Source organism: Streptomyces sp. NPDC001770 (assembly GCF_053596135.1).
Genome location: NZ_JBSFFN010000014.1, coordinates 35,962 through 53,239 on the forward strand (window position 1 = coordinate 35,962; position 17,278 = coordinate 53,239).

Below are 17,278 nucleotides of genomic sequence, written 5' to 3' on the forward strand. Positions count from 1 at the left end.
AACACACGGCAATGTTGCCGGAGCGTTACGGAGGTGTGCGACGTGCGGTCAGCCAAAGGACAACGCGCCCTGAGAGCGGGTCTCTACGGCCTCCGCACCGCATGGGACGTCGTCGGCGACGGCGAGTTCTTCTGCCAGGACTGCGGCGGGGACCGCAACTACCACCGCCTCACCGGCCGTCGCAGGCTCACCGTGCTCGGAGTGCCGCTGCTGCGGCGCGGCGGGACGGGCCCCGTCGTCGAGTGCGCCGACTGCGGCGCCCACTTCGGCACCGAGGCGCTGGAACACCCCACCACCACCCGGTTCTCCACCATGCTCCGGGAGGCCGTGCATACGGTCGCGCTGGCCGTCCTGGCCTCGGGCGGCACTCCGCGCACCGCCCTGGAGACCGCCGCGCACACCGTCCGCGACGCCGGGCTCGACGACTGCTCGGAGGAGCAGCTCCTCACCGTCGTGGAGGTGCTGACCGCCGACATCGGCCACGACGGCGGCTCCGGCGCCGCCGGGGCGTGCGGTGCCGCGCTCGCCATCGAGCTCCACGAGGTGCTCACCCCCCTCGCCCGCCACCTGGTCCCGGCGGGCCGCGAGTCGGTGCTGCTCCAGGGCGCCCGGATCGCCCTGGCCGACGGCCCGTACGGCGCGGCCGAGCGCGAGGTGCTGACCACCGTGGGCCGCGCCCTGCGGATCTGCCCCGAGGACACCGCCCGCCTGCTCACGGAAGCGGCCCGTATGCCCTCCTGAGCGCCGCTGGGCGCCGCTCGCGCCCCCGGGGTGCTCCGGGCGCCCCTGCGGTGCCCACGGGCGCCCCCGCGCGCTCCCCGCGGACACCGGGGCGAGCAGGAGCGCGGGGCGGTCGCGGGGACCCCCGGCCGGTTCGCGGGCCGGTGGGCGACAATGGGGCCATGAGCTTGTTCCGGGACGACGGCGTCGTACTGCGTACGCAGAAACTGGGCGAGGCCGACCGGATCATCACCCTGCTGACCCGCGGCCACGGCCGGGTGCGTGCCGTCGCCCGGGGGGTGCGCCGCACCAAGTCCAAGTTCGGCGCCCGCCTCGAACCCTTCTCCCACGTGGACGTGCAGTTCTTCGCGCGGGGCAGCGAGCTGATCGGCCGCGGGCTGCCGCTCTGCACCCAGAGCGAGACCATCGCCCCGTACGGCGGCCGGATCGTCACCGACTACGCCCGCTACACCGCCGGCACCGCGATGCTGGAGACCGCCGAACGCTTCACCGACCACGAGGGCGAACCCGCCGTCCAGCAGTACCTCCTCCTCGTCGGCGGACTGCGCACCCTGGCCCGGGGCGAGCACGCCCCCCACCTCATCCTCGACGCGTTCCTGCTGCGCTCCCTCGCCGTCAACGGCTACGCCCCGAGCTTCGAGGACTGCGCCCGGTGCGGAATGCCCGGTCCGAACCGTTTCTTCTCCATCGCGGCCGGCGGAGCCGTCTGCTCCGACTGCCGGGTGCCCGGCAGCGTCGTACCCTCGGCGGAGGCCCTGACCCTGCTGAGCGCGCTGCTCAGCGGCGACTGGGCGACGGCGGACGCGTGCGAGGCGCGGCATGCCAGGGAGGGGAGCGGACTGGTGTCCGCCTACCTGCACTGGCACCTGGAGCGCGGTCTGCGCTCGCTGCGGTACGTGGAACAGTGACCCTCGCAGCGTTCGTGGAAGAGCGACACAGGGAGACGAGAGAAGCTCATGGCAGTACGCGGGATCCTCGGCGGCCGTAACCGGCGCACGTACAAGACCCCCGAGCCGCACCCCTCCGGTGCGACGCCCCCGAAGATCCCCGCCGAGCTGGTGCCCCAGCACGTGGCCGTCGTGATGGACGGGAACGGCCGCTGGGCCAAGGAGCGCGGCCTGCCGCGCACCGAGGGCCACAAGGTCGGCGAGGGCGTCGTGATGGACGTCCTCAAGGGCTGCATCGAGATGGGCGTGAAGAACCTCTCCCTCTACGCGTTCTCCACCGAGAACTGGAAGCGGTCCCCGGAGGAGGTGAAGTTCCTGATGAACTTCAACCGGGACGTCATCCGCCGCCGCCGCGACGAGATGGACGAGCTCGGCATCCGCATCCGCTGGGTCGGCCGGATGCCCAAGCTGTGGAAGTCGGTCGTCCAGGAGCTCCAGGTCGCCCAGGAGCAGACCAAGGACAACGACAGGATGACGCTGTACTTCTGCGTCAACTACGGCGGCCGGGCCGAGATCGCCGACGCCGCGCAGCGCATCGCCCAGGACGTGGCCGCCGGGAAGCTCGACCCGTCGAAGGTCAACGAGAAGACGTTCGCGAAGTACATCTACTACCCGGACATGCCGGACGTGGACCTCTTCGTCCGCCCCAGCGGTGAGCAGCGCACCTCCAACTACCTGATCTGGCAGAGCGCGTACGCCGAGATGGTCTTCCAGGACGTGCTGTGGCCCGACTTCGACCGCCGTGACCTGTGGCGCGCCTGCCTGGAGTACGCCCAGCGCGACCGCCGCTTCGGCGGTGCGCAGGAGGCGGCCCCGGCCGTGGAGCCCGCGTCCGGGGCGTGAAGCGAGCGGGAGGGGGGAGAACCGGTGGCCGGTTCTCCCCCCTCTTGTGTTGTGTCGCTGTGCGTCAGTGCTTCTCGGCCGTGCGGTCCGCGCACTCCGCGCAGGTCCCGAAGATCTCCACGGTGTGCGCCACGTTGACGTAACCGTGCTGGGAGGCGATCGTCTCGGCCCACTGCTCCACGGCCGGGCCCTCCACCTCCACGGCCTTGCCGCAGACCCGGCATACCAGGTGGTGGTGGTGCTCGCCGGTCGAGCAGCGGCGGTAGACCGACTCGCCCTCGGTGGTGCGCAGCACATCCACCTCGCCCGCGTCGGCGAGGGACTGGAGGGTGCGGTAGACCGTGGTCAGCCCCACCGAGTCGCCGCGGTGCTTGAGGACGTCATGCAGCTCCTGGGCGCTGCGGAACTCGTCGACCTCGTCGAGCGCCGCCGCGACCGCCGCCCGCTGGCGGGTGGACCGCCCCCGTACCGGAGCCGCGTTCGTGCCACTGATCGGCGCCGCCACAGCTGCCTCCTCATGTCGCCCGTACAGATGTCGGGCCATTGTGCCAGCCGGACCGGGCGAAATCCTCATACGTGCACGTCGTCCGCGGCGGTGCGACCGGCCGGTACCTCCAGGGTGCACGCCTCCGTCTCCGCGGTGCGGCCGCGGGCCCTGCGGCGGGCCAGCGGCGCGGCCAGCGCGGTCAGCGCGACGAAGGCGGCGATGGCCAGCAGCACGATCGTCGCGCCGGGCGGGACGTCCTGGTAGTACGAGGTGACGGTGCCGGCCAGGGTGACGGCGGTGCCGATCACCACGGAGAGCACGAAGGTCAGCCGGAAGGACTTCGACACCTGCTGGGCCGCCGCGACCGGCACCACCATCAGGGCGCTGACCAGCAGCAGGCCGACGACCCGCATGGCGACGGTGACCGTCACGGCGGCCGTCACCGCGATCAGCAGGTTCAGCAGCCGCACCGGCAGCCCGGTGACCCGGGCGAACTCCTCGTCCTGGCTGACCGCGAAGAGCTGGCGGCGCAGCCCCACGGTCACCAGCACCACGAACGCGGCGAGCAGACCGATCGCCCACACGTCCGAGGAGGAGACGGTGGAGAGCGAGCCGAAGAGGTACGAGGTGAGGTTGGCGTTCGAGCCGGTGTCGGAGATGTTGATCAGCAGCACCCCGCCCGCCATGCCGCCGTAGAACAGCATGGCCAGCGCGATGTCACCGCGGGTGTGGCCGAACCAGCGGATCAGCTCCATGACGACGGCGCCGGCGACGGCGACGGCGGTGGCCATCCAGACGGGGCTGGTGGAGAGCAGGAAGCCGAGGCCGACCCCGGTCATCGCGATGTGCCCGATGCCGTCGCCCATGAGGGCCTGGCGGCGCTGGACGAGGTAGATGCCGATGGCGGGGGCGGTGATGCCGACCAGGACGGCGGCGATCAGCGCGCGCTGCATGAAGGCGGGTTCCAGGAATTCCATCAGGTCAGCAGTCCCGTTCGGACGGGCTCGGAAGCCGCGTGGGGGTGGACGTGGTCGTGGCCGGGGAGCGCGTGCTGCCCGACGGAGCGCGGCGGCGGGCCGTCGTGCGTCACACAGCCGTCGCGCAGCACGACCGCGCGGTCGATCAGGGGTTCCAGCGGGCCCAGCTCGTGCAGGACCAGCAGCACGGTGGTGCCGGCGGCGACCTGCTCGCGCAGGGTGGCGGCGAGGATCTCCTGGCTGGCCAGGTCGACCCCGGCCATCGGCTCGTCCATGATCAGCAGCTCGGGCTCGGAGGCCAGCGCGCGGGCGATCAGGACCCGCTGGTGCTGTCCGCCGGAGAGCGCGCTCACCGAGTCCCCGGCGCGGTCGGCGAGGCCGACGAGGGCGATGGCCCGGTCGACGGCGGCACGGTCGGCGCGGCCGGGGATGCGTAGCTTGGTGCGGGACAGCCGCCCGGAGGAGACGACCTCGCGAACGGTCGCGGGAACCCCGGCCGAGGCGGTGGTGCGCTGCGGTACGTACCCGACGCGCGCCCACCGGCGGAAGCGCCGGAGCGGGGTGCCGAAGAGTTCGACGGTGCCGCCGGTGAGGGGGACCTGGCCGATGACGGAGCGTACGGCGGTGGACTTGCCGGAGCCGTTGGCGCCGAGCAGGGCGACGACCTCGCCGCGGTGGACGGCCAGGTCGACCCCGCGCAGTACGGGGCGGGAGCCGAGGGTGGCGGTGGCGCCGGTGAGCCGGATCACGGCTTCGGTCCCCGGCTTCGTCTCCGGCTTCCCGGCCCCGGCGGCGGTCCTGCTGCCGGCGGCGGGGGCCGGGGCGGGGATGCTGGGCTCGTCCATGCGCGTCTCCGGTCCGGTTGCGGGGGTCGTGGCGTCGGTCACTTGGCGCCCAGGGCCTTCTGGAGGGCGGCGAGGTTGGACTCCATGACCTCGACGTAGTCGTGGCCCTTGGACTTCTCCGTGATGCCCTCCAGCGGGTCCAGGACGTCGGTGCGCAACCCGGTGTCCTTCGCGAGGGTCTTCGCCGTCTTGTCGCTGGCGAGCGTCTCGAAGAAGACGGTGGTGGCGCCGTCCTCCTCCGCGATGTGCTGGAGGTCCTTGATGCGGGCCGGGCTCGGCTCCGCCTCGGGGTCGACTCCGGCGATGCCCTCCTGGGTGAGGCCGTAGCGCTCGGCGAGGTAGCCGAAGGCGGAGTGCGTGGTGAGGAAGGTCTTGGTGGTGGTGGACTTCAGCCCGGCCGCGTACTCCGTGTTCAGCGCGTCCAGCTTCTTGACCAGCGCTTCGGTGTTCGCGCGGTAGTCGGCGGCGTTGTCCGGGTCGGCCTTCTCCAGGGACTTGCCGACGCCCTGGGCGACCTCGGCGTATTTCACCGGGTCCAGCCAGACGTGCGGGTCTCGGCCGGCCGTCTCCTCGTCGGAGTCCCCGTGCTCCTCGGAACCGTGGTCGTGGCCGTCCACCTCGGCGCCGTGCTCCTCCATCGTGGTCAGCTCCGCGGCGTCCACGGTGTTCTTCGCACCGGACTGGGCGATGGCGTCGTCCACGGCGGGCTGGATGCCCTTGAGGTACAGGATGTAGTCGGCGTCGCTCAGGGAGCCGATCTGCCGGGGGCTGAGCTCCAGGTCGTGCGGCTCGACGCCCGGCTTGGTGAGCGTGGTGACCGAGACGTGGCTGCCGCCGATCTCCTCGGCCAGGTACTGCATCGGGTAGAAGGACGCGACCACGTCCAGCTTGCCGTCCGGCCCGCTCGCGGTGTCGGGGCCCGAACAGGCGGAGAGCGCGGTGAGGCCGAGGGCGACCGCGCCGGCGACGGCGGTGGCGGGTATGAGGCGGCGTACGTTCATGAATCCCATTTTCAACAAAGCTGGAAACGATTGTCAACAAGGATGATGAACGGACCGGAAGCAGGGAGGGGCCGGGAGCGCACTCCGGCCCCCGATTTGATCCGGGGGGTGCGCCCGCCGGTAATCTTGGGCATTCGCTCGCCCGTCTCCTGAGCAGCACCCCCCAGCGAGGCGCTCAGCGCCGCTTCTGTCCCATTTCGCCGTCGTAATGAAGAGAGCACCGTGGCCGCCGACAAGATCGACTCCATCGTCAGCCTGAGCAAGCGCCGTGGCTTCGTCTATCCCTGCAGTGAGATCTACGGTGGCCAGAAGGCCGCCTGGGACTACGGCCCGCTGGGCGTGGAGATGAAGGAGAACCTCAAGCGCCAGTGGTGGCGCTACATGGTCACCTCGCGCGAGGACGTGGTCGGTCTCGACTCGTCGGTGATCCTGGCCCCCGAGGTCTGGGTCGCGTCGGGTCACGTCGCCACCTTCAGCGACCCGCTGACCGAGTGCACCTCCTGCCACAAGCGCTACCGCGCCGACCACCTGGAGGAGGCGTACGAGGCGAAGCACGGCAAGCCGCCGGTCAACGGCCTCGCCGACCTCAACTGCCCCAACTGCGGCAACAAGGGCACCTTCACCGAGCCCAAGCAGTTCTCGGGTCTGCTCTCCACCCACCTCGGCCCGACCCAGGACTCCGGATCGGTCGCCTACCTGCGCCCCGAGACCGCCCAGGGCATCTTCACCAACTTCGGCCAGGTGGCCCAGACTTCCCGCAAGAAGCCGCCGTTCGGCATCGCGCAGATGGGCAAGTCCTTCCGGAACGAGATCACTCCGGGCAACTTCATCTTCCGCACCCGTGAGTTCGAGCAGATGGAGATGGAGTTCTTCGTCAAGCCGGGCGAGGACGAGGAGTGGCAGCAGTACTGGATGGACCAGCGCTGGAACTGGTACACCGACCTCGGCATGCGCGCGGAGAACATGCGCTGGTTCGAGCACCCGAAGGAGAAGCTCTCCCACTACTCCAAGCGCACCGCCGACATCGAGTACCGCTTCCAGTTCGGCGGCAGCGAGTGGGGCGAGCTGGAGGGTGTCGCCAACCGCACCGACTACGACCTGAAGGCGCACTCCAAGGCCTCCGGCACCGACCTGGTCTACTTCGACCAGGAGGCCAACGAGAAGTGGACGCCGTACGTCATCGAGCCGGCGGCCGGTGTCGGCCGGGCGATGCTGGCCTTCCTCCTGGACGCCTACGTCGAGGACGAGGCGCCCAACGCCAAGGGCGTCATGGAGAAGCGCACCGTGCTCCGCCTCGACCCGCGCCTCGCGCCGGTCAAGGTCGCCGTGCTGCCGCTCTCCCGCAACGCACAGCTGTCGCCCAAGGCCAAGGGCCTCGCGGCCGACCTGCGCAAGAACTGGAACATCGAGTTCGACGACGCCGGCGCCATCGGCCGCCGCTACCGCCGCCAGGACGAGATCGGTACGCCGTTCTGCGTCACCGTCGACTTCGACACCCTGGACGACAACGCGGTGACCGTCCGCGAGCGCGACACCATGAAGCAGGAGCGCGTCTCCCTGGACCAGATCCAGGCGTACCTGGGCGCCCGCCTGCTGGGCTGCTGACGCCGGCTCCGCGCACCAGGTTCACCGCATCACGGTTTCACTCCGAAGCCCCCGGACCCCGCACGGGTCCGGGGGCTTCGCCGCACACTGGGCGCACCCCTACCCCGGAGGCCGCCGTGTCGTCCACGACCCAGAGCAAGGTCACCCGCTGGGACCGGCACGGCCGCGAACACGTCGTCCACGTGCGGAAGTCGGGGGCCCAGCGGCTGCTGACCTGCGCGACCTGCGGCTGGAGCAAGGGGGCGCAGTTCCTGCCCTGGCTGAAGGCGCAGGAGCACCTCGCCGAGGCCCACCAGGCGCTGATCGACCCGGGGGCCTGAGCACCGGCCGGGGGTGTACGGAGCGGCGGGCGGCGGATATTCCGGTGCGGGGCGCTCCGGGAGCGGGGTACGGTTTCCGGCATGCCGTTCTTCCAGATCTACGAGTGAGCGCGCGGCAGGGCTGAGCGGTACGACTCCGTACGGCACCGGGCCGGCCGCCCCACGGATCGATCCGTGAGTTCCACGGACCCCCCTTCTCACCCCCACATGGGAGAACACCATGGCCAAGAGCCGCAACAACCTCCTCGGCGTCGGCGGACAGCGCAAGAAGCTGTCCCGCGCCGATCAGCAGGGCGCGGGCACCGTCCGCGACGCCGACCGCAAGGTCGCCGAGGACAAGAAGCAGGAGCTGGTCCGCAAGATGCGCGAGCGCGCCACCGGGACCGCCGCCGCCCCGGAGGCGGACGCTGCCGAGGGCCGGAGCTGACCCGGCCTTTCGAACGAACCCGTGGGGCCCGGACCGTCTTCTCGACGGTCCGGGCCCCACGGCCGTCGCGGGCCCCGGCTCAGCCGACCGCCGCCGCCAGCACCGCCGCCGTCTTCGCCACCAGCGGGTGGTCCCCGGCAGCCGTCTGCTGCGGCTTGGTGGTGAGTACCGTCACCACCACCGGTTCGCCTCCGGCCGTCCAGGCGACGCCCGCGTCGTTGCAGGTGCCGTAGGAACCGCCGCCGGTCTTGTCGGCGATCGTCCAGTCCTCGGGCAGCCCGGTCCGGAAGCGGGTCGCGCTGGTCCGGCAGTTCAGCAGCCAGCCGGTCAGCCGCTCCCGGTCGCCCGGCGTGAGCGCGTCACCGACGACGAGCCGGGCGTACGTGCGGGAGAGGGCGTACGGGGTGGTGGTGTCCCGCCACTGCCAGGGCTCGGCCGAGTTCAGCTCCGTCTCCCACCGGTCCAGCCGGGTCGTGCGGTCCCCGAGCGACCGGCAGAAGCGGGTGACCCCCGACGGGCCGCCCAGCTCCCGCAGCAGCAGGTTGCCCGCGGTGTTGTCGCTGTCGCAGATCGCCGCCTCGCAGAGCTCCGCCACGGTCATCCCGGTGGCCAGGTGGGCCCGGGTGACGTCGGAGGCGTCGACCAGGTCCGCCTCGGTGTAGCGGACCAGCCGGCCCAGCACCTCGCCGTCCCGGTCCAGGTCGCGCAGGACCGCCGCCGCGGCGAGCGTCTTGAAGGTCGAGCAGAGCGGGAAGCGCTCCTCCGCCCGGTGGGCCACCGTGCGCCCGGTGGCGAGGTTGTGGGCGTACGCGCCGACCCGGGCGCCGTGCTCCCGCTCCAGGGCCCGCAGCGCGTCCCGCGCGGTGGCTCCCGTGTCACGCGGGGCCCCCGCGGCCCCGGGTGACACGGTGGCGTGCGCGGTCCCGGCCGCGAGCAGCGTGGCGGCACCGGCCGCCCCGGCCAGCGTCAGCAGGCTCCGGCGGGACGGATGCGCGGCGGGGGAGAGGTGCGGCTCGGGGAGGTGCGGCATGGGGCGGTTCGGCATGAGGGGAGCCTCTCGTCGTTCCGTACGTAAGGTCATGCCGCCCGACGCTAGCCACCGACCGCCGGAACCCCGTGTTCCGCCGGTACGGGCGTGGCGCGTGGGGCGTGCGGGCAGGGCGTGGCGCGGGAGACGTACCGGCCCCGGCGGAGGAGTTCCGCGCGTACGGGACAATGGGGGGATGACCACGCTCGCCCCCGCGCCCCAGCAGCTCCGCATCGGCCCGCACACCGTGCAGCCGCCGGTGGTCCTCGCCCCCATGGCCGGTATCACCAACGCGCCGTTCCGCACCCTGTGCCGCGAGTTCTCCGGCGGCCGGGGGCTGTTCGTCAGCGAGATGATCACCACGCGGGCGCTGGTCGAGCGCAACGAGAAGACCATGCAGCTCATCCACTTCGACGCGAGCGAGACCCCCCGGTCGATCCAGCTCTACGGTGTGGACCCGGTCACGGTCGGCAAGGCCGTCCGCATGATCGTCGACGAGGACCTCGCCGACCACATCGACCTGAACTTCGGCTGCCCGGTCCCCAAGGTGACCCGCAAGGGCGGCGGCTCGGCGCTGCCGTACAAGCGCCCGCTGCTCCGCGCGATCCTGCGCGAGGCGGTGGGGAACGCCGGTGAGCTGCCGGTCACGATCAAGATGCGCAAGGGCATCGACGACGACCACCTCACCTACCTCGACGCAGGCCGGATCGCCGTCGAGGAGGGCGTGGCCGCCGTCGCGCTGCACGGCAGGACCACCGCCCAGCACTACGGCGGAACCGCCGACTGGGAGGCCATCGCACGCCTCAAGGAGCACGTTCCGGAGATCCCGGTCCTCGGCAACGGCGACATCTGGTCCGCCGAGGACGCCCGGCGGATGATGGCCGAGACCGGCTGCGACGGCGTGGTCGTGGGCCGCGGCTGCCTCGGCCGCCCCTGGCTCTTCGGCGACCTGGTCGGCGCCTTCGACGGTACGAACACCAAGCGCGAGCCCGTCCTGCGTGAGGTCGCCGAGGTGATGGTGCGCCACGCGACCCTGCTGGGCGAGTGGATCGGCGACGAGGCGCGCGGCGTGATCGACTTCCGCAAGCACGTGGCCTGGTACCTCAAGGGCTTCGCGGTGGGCTCGGAGATGCGCAAGAAGCTCGCGATCACCTCCTCCCTCGAGGAGCTGGCCGGCCAGCTGAACGAGCTGGACCTCGACCAGCCCTGGCCGGACGGCGCCGACGGCCCCCGCGGCCGCACCTCGGGCAACAACCGGGTGGTGCTCCCGGACGGCTGGCTGAAGGACCCGTACGACTGCTCCGGCGTGAGCGCGGACGCCGAGCTGGACACCTCCGGCGGCTGACCGCGGCACCGACGCGCGGAGGTACGGAGCCCTCGGCGCGGCGGCACCCCTTGCCCGGGCGGCCGCCGCGCCGGCCGCGCTCAGTTGACGGTCAGGCCTCCGCACCGATCTGAACGGCGGTGTAGTCGTTCACGGAGTCGATGTCCTGGGCGCCGCCGCCGGGCTCGACTCCACAGCGCGTCGGTCTGCGGCGGATCGTCGTCGGCGAACGCGGGGACGGTGAGGCAGGCGACGAGCAGGCCGGCCACCGCCGTCGTCACGGCACCGGATCTGAGACGTACGGGATGTCCAGCAGCGATCTGCCTCATGGAGTTCCCCCAGGGTGTGATGCGGGAGGCGCCGGCGGATCCGACGCGCCGGAGGGATCATCACTCGAGGGGTGTCCCCAAGCACGCCTGCTTTCGGGCCAGTCGGAGTGCGGGAGACCGCGGGCCGGCCGGTTCGTCCGCCCGGGGACGGCGGGCGTCCGGACGCCCGGACCTCCCGGTTCCTTCGGTGCCTTCAGGCCCCCGCCCTCCGCGGTCCTGGGGGATCGGCGGGTGGCGACGGCCTGATCGCGGGGTGTCCGCATGGTGGCATCGAGGTGCTCCAGCAGACGTGATACTTGCCACGTCTGAGGCGTGTTTGGCTCAGATGAGCACCCGGTGGAGCGTCCCGGCGTGACGCAACTTCTCAAATGATGGCACTGCGTGCCAGATGTGCAGACTTTGATCGATCGACGCCTTCGTTGCCGAACGTCACGACTCTCCGGGGGAGCGTCTACGGAACGTCACCCCGCGTTCGAGAGGTGAACGCACCGGCCAGGAAGGCCCGGGCGGGCTCTCACTTTCGATCTGCTGGCAGACGGGTGGTTGCGGCCGCACGATGGAGAAGCGGACACCACCGGACGCCTTTGATCTGGGTATGTTCCTGGCCGTCAGGGCACCCACCGCGTCCTCAAGGAGTCGAGACCCGTGTCGGGAAACAACGGTCCTCAGAAGTTCGTCTACGACTTCACCGAGGGCAACAAGGATCTGAAGGACCTGCTCGGTGGGAAAGGTGCGAACCTCGCCGAGATGACCAACCTCGGTCTGCCGGTCCCTCCCGGCTTCACCATCACCACCGAGGCGTGCAAGGTCTACCTCGACAGCGGCGTCGAACCCGCCGAGCTCCGCGACGAGGTGAGCGCCCATCTCACCGCCCTCGAAGCCCGGATGGGCAAGACCCTCGGCCAGGCCGACGACCCGCTCCTGGTCTCCGTACGCTCCGGCGCCAAGTTCTCGATGCCCGGCATGATGGACACGGTCCTCAACATCGGCCTCTCCGACGCCTCCGTCGTCGGACTCGCCGCGCAGGCGGGCGACGAGCGGTTCGCCTGGGACTCGTACCGCCGGCTCATCCAGATGTTCGGCAAGACCGTGCTCGGTGTCGGCGGCGACCTCTTCGAAGAGGCGCTGGAGGACGCCAAGCGGGCCAAGAAGGTCGAGGTCGACACCGACCTCGGCGCCGAGGACCTCAGGAAGCTCGTCAAGAACTTCAAGCGGATCGTGAAGACCGAGGCCGGCCGCGACTTCCCGCAGGACGCCCGGGAGCAGATGGATCTGGCCATACACGCCGTCTTCCAGTCGTGGAACACCGACCGGGCCAAGCTCTACCGCCGCCAGGAGCGCATCCCCGGCGACCTCGGAACCGCCGTCAACATCTGCTCCATGGTCTTCGGCAACCTCGGACCCGACTCGGGCACGGGCGTCGCCTTCACCCGCGACCCGGCCAGCGGCCACCAGGGCGTCTACGGCGACTACTTGCAGAACGCCCAGGGCGAGGACGTCGTCGCGGGCATCCGCAACACCGTCGCGCTCGCCGAACTCGCGTCCATCGACCGGACGTCGTACGACCAGCTGATGCAGATCATGGAGACGCTGGAAACCCACTACCGGGACCTCTGCGACATCGAGTTCACCATCGAGCGCGGCCAGTTGTGGATGCTCCAGACCCGCGTCGGCAAGCGCACCGCCGGTGCCGCGTTCCGGATCGCCACCCAACTCGTCGACCAGGGGCTCATCGACGAGGCCGAGGCACTCCAGCGCGTCACCGGAGCCCAGCTCGCCCAGCTGATGTTCCCGCGCTTCGACGACACCGCGAAGACCAGGCTGCTCGGCCGGGGCATCGCCGCGTCCCCGGGTGCCGCCGTCGGCAAGGCCGTCTTCGACTCGTACACCGCGATCAAGTGGTCCCGCTCCGGCGAGAAGGTCATCCTGATCCGCCGCGAGACCAACCCCGACGACCTGGACGGCATGATCGCCGCCGAGGGCATCCTGACCTCGCGCGGCGGCAAGACCTCGCACGCCGCCGTCGTCGCCCGGGGCATGGGCAAGACCTGCGTCTGCGGCGCCGAGGAGATCGAGGTCGACACCAAGCGCCGCCGGCTCACCGTGGGCGACACCGTCGTGGAGGAGGGCGACCTCGTCTCCGTCGACGGTTCCACCGGCAAGGTCTACCTCGGCGAGGTACCCGTCGTACCGTCCCCGGTCGTCGAGTACTTCGAGGGACGGATGCACGCGGGCGCCGACGACGCCGACGAACTCGTGGGCGCCGTGCACCGGATCATGGCGTACGCGGACCGGATGCGCCGACTGCGGGTACGGGCCAACGCCGACAACGCCGAAGACGCCCTGCGCGCCCGCCGCTTCGGCGCCCAGGGCATCGGCCTCTGCCGCACCGAGCACATGTTCCTCGGCGAACGCCGCGTCCTCGTGGAGAAACTGGTCCTCGCCGACACGGACGCCGAACGCGAGGCCGCCCTCGCCGAGCTGCTGCCGCTCCAGAAGGCCGACTTCATCGAGCTGTTCGAGTCGATGGACGGACTGCCCGTCACCGTACGGCTCCTCGACCCGCCGCTCCACGAGTTCCTGCCCGACATCACCGAACTCTCCGTACGCGTCGCGCTCGCCGAGTCCCGCAAGGACGCCAACGAGAACGACCTCCGGCTCCTCCAGGCCGTCCACAAGCTGCACGAGCAGAACCCGATGCTGGGCCTGCGCGGGGTCCGCCTCGGGCTGGTCATCCCCGGCCTCTTCGCCATGCAGGTACGCGCCATCGCCGAGGCGGCCGCCCACCGCAAGAACGCCAAGGGTGACCCGCGCGCCGAGATCATGATCCCGCTCGTCGGCACGGTCCAGGAGCTGGAGATCGTCCGCGAGGAGGCCGACCAGGTCATCGCCGAGGTCCAGGCCGCCACCGGCACCGACCTCAAGCTGACCATCGGCACCATGATCGAGCTGCCCCGCGCCGCCCTGACCGCCGGTCAGATCGCCGAGGCCGCCGAGTTCTTCTCCTTCGGGACGAACGACCTCACCCAGACGGTCTGGGGCTTCTCCCGCGACGACGTGGAGGCCTCCTTCTTCACCGCCTACCTGGAGAAGGGCATCTTCGGGGTCTCCCCCTTCGAGACCATCGACCAGGACGGCGTCGGCGCCCTGGTGCGCAGCGCCGTCGCGGCCGGCCGCGCCACCCGCCCCGACCTGAAGCTCGGCGTCTGCGGCGAACACGGCGGCGACCCGGAGTCGGTGCACTTCTTCCACGAGGTGGGCCTCGACTACGTGTCCTGCTCGCCGTTCCGCATCCCGGTCGCCCGACTGGAGGCGGGGCGGGCCGCCGCCGCGGCGAAGGGCGGGGACGGCACCAGCTGAGACGTCTCCCCGTCCATGACTTCCGGAGCCGCCACCCCCGGGCCGCACCCGACCCTCGCCCAGGCCCGGGCGGCGCCTCCGGAACCGGAGCGGCGGCACCCTGTGCGGGGGTGCCGCCGCTCCTCCCATGCGGGGTGAGGTGTCCAGGGGTGCGGGCTCACGGGTACGGGCTCACGGGTACGGGCTCACGAGTACGGGCTCACGGCGTGGTGAAGAGCAGCGCCGCGTTCTGGCCGCCGAAGCCGAAGGAGTTGGACGCGGCGGCGGAGAGGGCGACCGGGCGCGGTGCCCCGGTGACCACGTCCAGTTCCAGGCCCTCGTCCTGGCGGGAGAGGTTGGCGGTCGGCGGGACCAGCTGCTTCTCCAGGGTGAGGACGGTCAGGGCCGCCTCGATGGCGCCGGCCGCGCCCAGCGAGTGACCGAGGACGCCCTTGGGGGCGGTGACCGGCGGGGGCGTGCCGTCGAAGACCCGGAGCAGGGCCCGCGCCTCGGCGGTGTCCCCGGCCTGGGTGGACGTGCCGTGCGCGTTGACGTGGCCGAGGTCCGAGGGGGCGCAGCCGGCGTCGGCGAGAGCGGCCCGCAGGGCGCTCTCGGCACCCCGGCCCTCCGGGTGCGGGGCGACAGGGTGATGGGCGTCGCTCGTCGCGCCGAAGCCGCGCAGCAGGGCCCGGGTGTGCGCGCCCCGGGCCAGCGCGCGGTCGGGGCGTTCCAGGACGAGGACGGCGGCCCCCTCGGAGAGGACGAATCCGTCGCGGTCCGTGTCGAACGGGCGGGACGCCACATCGGGCCCGCCCCGGGAGAGGGCCCGCATCTGGGTGAAGCAGGTGGCGGCCATCCGGGAACGCCCGGACTCGCTGCCCCCGGCCAGCACGATGTCGCAGGCGCGGGAGGCGATCAGGCCGCGGGCGACACCGAGTGCGGTGGCCCCGGAGGCGCAGGCGCTGGTGACGGTGAAGTTGGGGCCGCGTACGCCCAGGTCGAGCGCGACCTCGGCGGCGGCCATGCTGGCCACGCTGCGGGGCAGTGCCAGGGGTGAGACCAGGTGGGGCCGGTCCTCGCCGAGCAGCGTGAACTCGCGTACGTAGGTCTCCATGCTGTTGCAGCTGACGCCGAGGACGACGCCGATCCGGTCGGCGTCCCAGGTGGCCGCGGAGAGTTTGGCGTCCGCCACGGCCTGGCGGGCGGCCACCAGGGCGAGCTGGCAGAAACGGTCCAGCCGACGGGCCAGGCGGCGCCCGAGGACGGCATCCGGGTCGAGATCGACAGGGCAGGAAAGATCGACGGGAAGGCCCGCCAGCACGGGATCGCGCCGGGCGAGGCTCTTGCCCGCGCACACACCGTCCCAGGTCGCGGCGGCGGTCCCGCCGGCCGGGGTGATCATGCCGATGCCGGTGACGGCGGCCTCAGCCGGCATGGTGCGTCCCCTCGGTGGTGGTGGCGCGGTGGCGCACCGCGGGAACGGTGCCGGGCGGCGACGTGCGGGTGAGGGTCATCGGGAGGCTCTCGCGGTGGTGGTGAGCAGGCGGACGTGGTGGGGGAGGGCGATTCCGGCCATCGGCGCGGGGTCCTGCGACGCGCCGGAGACCGGATCGCCGGGCGCCGGGGCGTCGGCGAGGCGAAGGGACGGGAACCGGCTGAGCAGAGCCGGAAGGAACTCGCCCAGCTGAAGACGGGCGAGGGCCGCGCCCAGGCAGTAGTGGACGCCGACCCCGAAGGTCAGATGGGCGGTGGCGGCTGCCCGGGAGTCGCGGTTGGCGGCCGGGATCACCACGATCAGCCGCTGCTGGGCGGCGACGGGGACCCCCGCCAGCACGCAGCCGCGGGTCGCGACGCGGCCGACGACCGCGGCGGCCGGCCGGTTGCGCAGCACCTCCTCCACAGCCGTCCCCATGTCCTCGGGCCGCCGGCGCAGCGCGGCCGTCAGCTCGGGGCTGCTCAGCACGGCGTACGCCGCGCTGGTCAGCGAGGACTGGACGGTCATGAAGCCGGTGACGAACAGCTGGGCGGTGTGCACCACGATGTCGTCGATCCCCACCCCGTCCGCCCGGGCGGCGGTCACCCAGGTGGAGAGGAAGTCCTTGCCGGGGCAGCGCTCGCGCTCCTGGACGACCCGCAGGAAGTACGCGACCAGCGCGGAGTCCGCCGCGTCCGCGTCGTCCAGGTCGGCCTCGGAGGGGAAGAGTTCGGCGGCGGCGGTCCAGCGGGCGGTCAGACCCGCGAGCATCGGGGCGTCCTCGTCGGGCAGCGTGAGGACCCGGCACATGACCCGGGAAGGCAGCGGCCGGCTGATGTGCTCGGTCAGGTCGGCGGTGCCGTGGGCGGCGAGTGCTGCCCCCAGCTCGTTCAGGCCGCTGTGCACCAGGCCGGTCACCACGGGCCGCAGCTCGGCGAGTGCGGTGCGGTGGAAACCCTGGGCCAGGTGGGCCCGGAGCGCGGTGTGGCGGGGCGGGTTGGCGTTGGGCAGGGAGGCCGCGTAGCTGACCGCGCTGCGGTGGTGGCGCCAGCCGCCGGCGTGCGCGTCGCGCCAGGCGGTGTCCGGGAGGATGAACGCCGGGTCGCGCAGCACGTGGCGGCACTCCTGGAAGCCGGTGACGACGGCCGCGTTCAGCGCGGGTACGGGGATCACCGGGCCCAGCTCCCGCAGCCGGTCGAACACCGGGTACGGGTCGGCCTCGGTACGCAGCCGGCGGAGCAGGCGCATCACCTGGGTCTGGGAGCCGGCGGCATCGGGCTCGGTGGAGGACGGAGTGGAGGACGAGGTGGAGGACGAGGTGGAGGACGAGGCGGCGGGGTAGGGCGACGGGGCGGTGGGGAGGACGGCGCTCATGGGGTTCGGTGCTTCCAGTGGTTCACGGGGAGCGGCGGGTGCGCCGCGCCGTTCGGTGCTTTCACGGGTACGGCGGATCGCCGTTCGTGCGGTCCGGGCGGTCGTGCGGTCCGGGGGTACGCGGGTGGGGGGCGGGGTACGGCCGGTGCGGGTTGCGGGCGGTTGCGGAGCTCTTCGGCGGCGGGCGGCGGGCGTGGGCGTCGGGCGGAGGGGGCACG

At 72.0% G+C, this 17,278-nt stretch carries 15 protein-coding genes; 8 read left to right on the forward strand and 7 right to left on the reverse strand.

Annotated features, from left to right (window positions below; genetic code table 11):
* Window positions 1–42: 42 nt before the first annotated feature.
* From ACWCSV_RS14905 to ACWCSV_RS14915, 3 genes are all read left to right on the forward strand, one after another.
* Complete coding sequence (locus ACWCSV_RS14905) at window positions 43–741, forward strand: TerB family tellurite resistance protein (protein ID WP_451142157.1); 699 nt, start codon at window positions 43–45, stop codon at window positions 739–741.
* Window positions 742–902: 161 nt separating this feature from the next.
* Window positions 903–1,649, forward strand: coding sequence for a DNA repair protein RecO (gene recO, locus ACWCSV_RS14910; protein ID WP_390963190.1), 747 nt, complete (start codon window positions 903–905; stop codon window positions 1,647–1,649).
* Window positions 1,650–1,697: 48 nt separating this feature from the next.
* On the forward strand, window positions 1,698–2,531 hold the full coding sequence (locus ACWCSV_RS14915; RefSeq protein ID WP_451142159.1) for an isoprenyl transferase: 834 nt from the start codon (window positions 1,698–1,700) through the stop codon (window positions 2,529–2,531).
* A 64-nt stretch (window positions 2,532–2,595) separates the two neighbouring features.
* Here the strand turns inward: ACWCSV_RS14915 and ACWCSV_RS14920 are convergent, their stop codons facing one another.
* Genes ACWCSV_RS14920 through ACWCSV_RS14935 form a run of 4 tightly spaced genes read right to left on the reverse strand, consistent with a single transcriptional unit; the run spans window position 2,596 to window position 5,841 of the window.
* Complete coding sequence (locus tag ACWCSV_RS14920; protein WP_390963193.1) at window positions 2,596–3,075, reverse strand: Fur family transcriptional regulator; 480 nt, start codon at window positions 3,073–3,075, stop codon at window positions 2,596–2,598.
* Window positions 3,076–3,101: 26 nt separating this feature from the next.
* Window positions 3,102–3,995: a metal ABC transporter permease gene (locus ACWCSV_RS14925; protein WP_451142161.1), complete on the reverse strand. Its 894-nt coding sequence runs from the start codon at window positions 3,993–3,995 to the stop codon at window positions 3,102–3,104.
* Complete coding sequence (locus tag ACWCSV_RS14930) at window positions 3,995–4,840, reverse strand: metal ABC transporter ATP-binding protein (RefSeq protein WP_451142163.1); 846 nt, start codon at window positions 4,838–4,840, stop codon at window positions 3,995–3,997. The genes ACWCSV_RS14925 and ACWCSV_RS14930 overlap by 1 nt, the downstream gene beginning before the upstream one ends.
* A 38-nt stretch (window positions 4,841–4,878) precedes the next feature.
* Window positions 4,879–5,841: a metal ABC transporter substrate-binding protein gene (locus ACWCSV_RS14935; protein ID WP_451142165.1), complete on the reverse strand. Its 963-nt coding sequence runs from the start codon at window positions 5,839–5,841 to the stop codon at window positions 4,879–4,881.
* 222 nt (window positions 5,842–6,063) lie between these two features.
* On the opposite strand from ACWCSV_RS14935, the gene ACWCSV_RS14940 reads away from it, so the two are divergent.
* The 3 genes from ACWCSV_RS14940 to ACWCSV_RS14950 all read left to right on the forward strand — a co-directional run bounded on the left by ACWCSV_RS14940 (window position 6,064) and on the right by ACWCSV_RS14950 (window position 8,193).
* Window positions 6,064–7,446 (forward strand): glycine--tRNA ligase, encoded by a 1,383-nt coding sequence (locus ACWCSV_RS14940; protein WP_451142167.1) that lies wholly within the window; start codon window positions 6,064–6,066, stop codon window positions 7,444–7,446.
* 116 nt (window positions 7,447–7,562) lie between these two features.
* The gene (locus ACWCSV_RS14945) at window positions 7,563–7,766 is read left to right on the forward strand and encodes a hypothetical protein (RefSeq protein WP_451142169.1); all 204 of its coding nucleotides are present in this window, start codon (window positions 7,563–7,565) and stop codon (window positions 7,764–7,766) included.
* Window positions 7,767–7,986: 220 nt separating this feature from the next.
* On the forward strand, window positions 7,987–8,193 hold the full coding sequence (locus ACWCSV_RS14950) for a DUF6243 family protein (protein WP_451142171.1): 207 nt from the start codon (window positions 7,987–7,989) through the stop codon (window positions 8,191–8,193).
* Window positions 8,194–8,272: 79 nt separating this feature from the next.
* Here the strand turns inward: ACWCSV_RS14950 and bla are convergent, their stop codons facing one another.
* Complete coding sequence (bla, locus tag ACWCSV_RS14955) at window positions 8,273–9,238, reverse strand: class A beta-lactamase (RefSeq protein WP_451142173.1); 966 nt, start codon at window positions 9,236–9,238, stop codon at window positions 8,273–8,275.
* A 178-nt stretch (window positions 9,239–9,416) separates the two neighbouring features.
* Here bla and dusB point away from each other — a divergent pair, with 178 nt between their 5' ends.
* Complete coding sequence (dusB, locus tag ACWCSV_RS14960) at window positions 9,417–10,565, forward strand: tRNA dihydrouridine synthase DusB (protein WP_451142175.1); 1,149 nt, start codon at window positions 9,417–9,419, stop codon at window positions 10,563–10,565.
* A gap of 953 nt (window positions 10,566–11,518) precedes the next feature.
* A complete protein-coding gene (gene ppdK / locus ACWCSV_RS14965; protein WP_451142177.1) occupies window positions 11,519–14,233 on the forward strand; it encodes a pyruvate, phosphate dikinase in 2,715 nt (904 codons plus the stop codon).
* 199 nt (window positions 14,234–14,432) lie between these two features.
* Here the strand turns inward: ppdK and ACWCSV_RS14970 are convergent, their stop codons facing one another.
* Complete coding sequence (locus ACWCSV_RS14970; protein WP_451142179.1) at window positions 14,433–15,647, reverse strand: beta-ketoacyl-[acyl-carrier-protein] synthase family protein; 1,215 nt, start codon at window positions 15,645–15,647, stop codon at window positions 14,433–14,435.
* A 75-nt stretch (window positions 15,648–15,722) separates the two neighbouring features.
* Window positions 15,723–17,060 carry a cytochrome P450 gene (locus ACWCSV_RS14975; RefSeq protein ID WP_451142181.1) on the reverse strand — a complete coding sequence of 446 codons (1,338 nt, stop codon included), beginning with the start codon at window positions 17,058–17,060 and terminating at the stop codon, window positions 15,723–15,725.
* Window positions 17,061–17,278 lie beyond the last annotated feature (218 nt).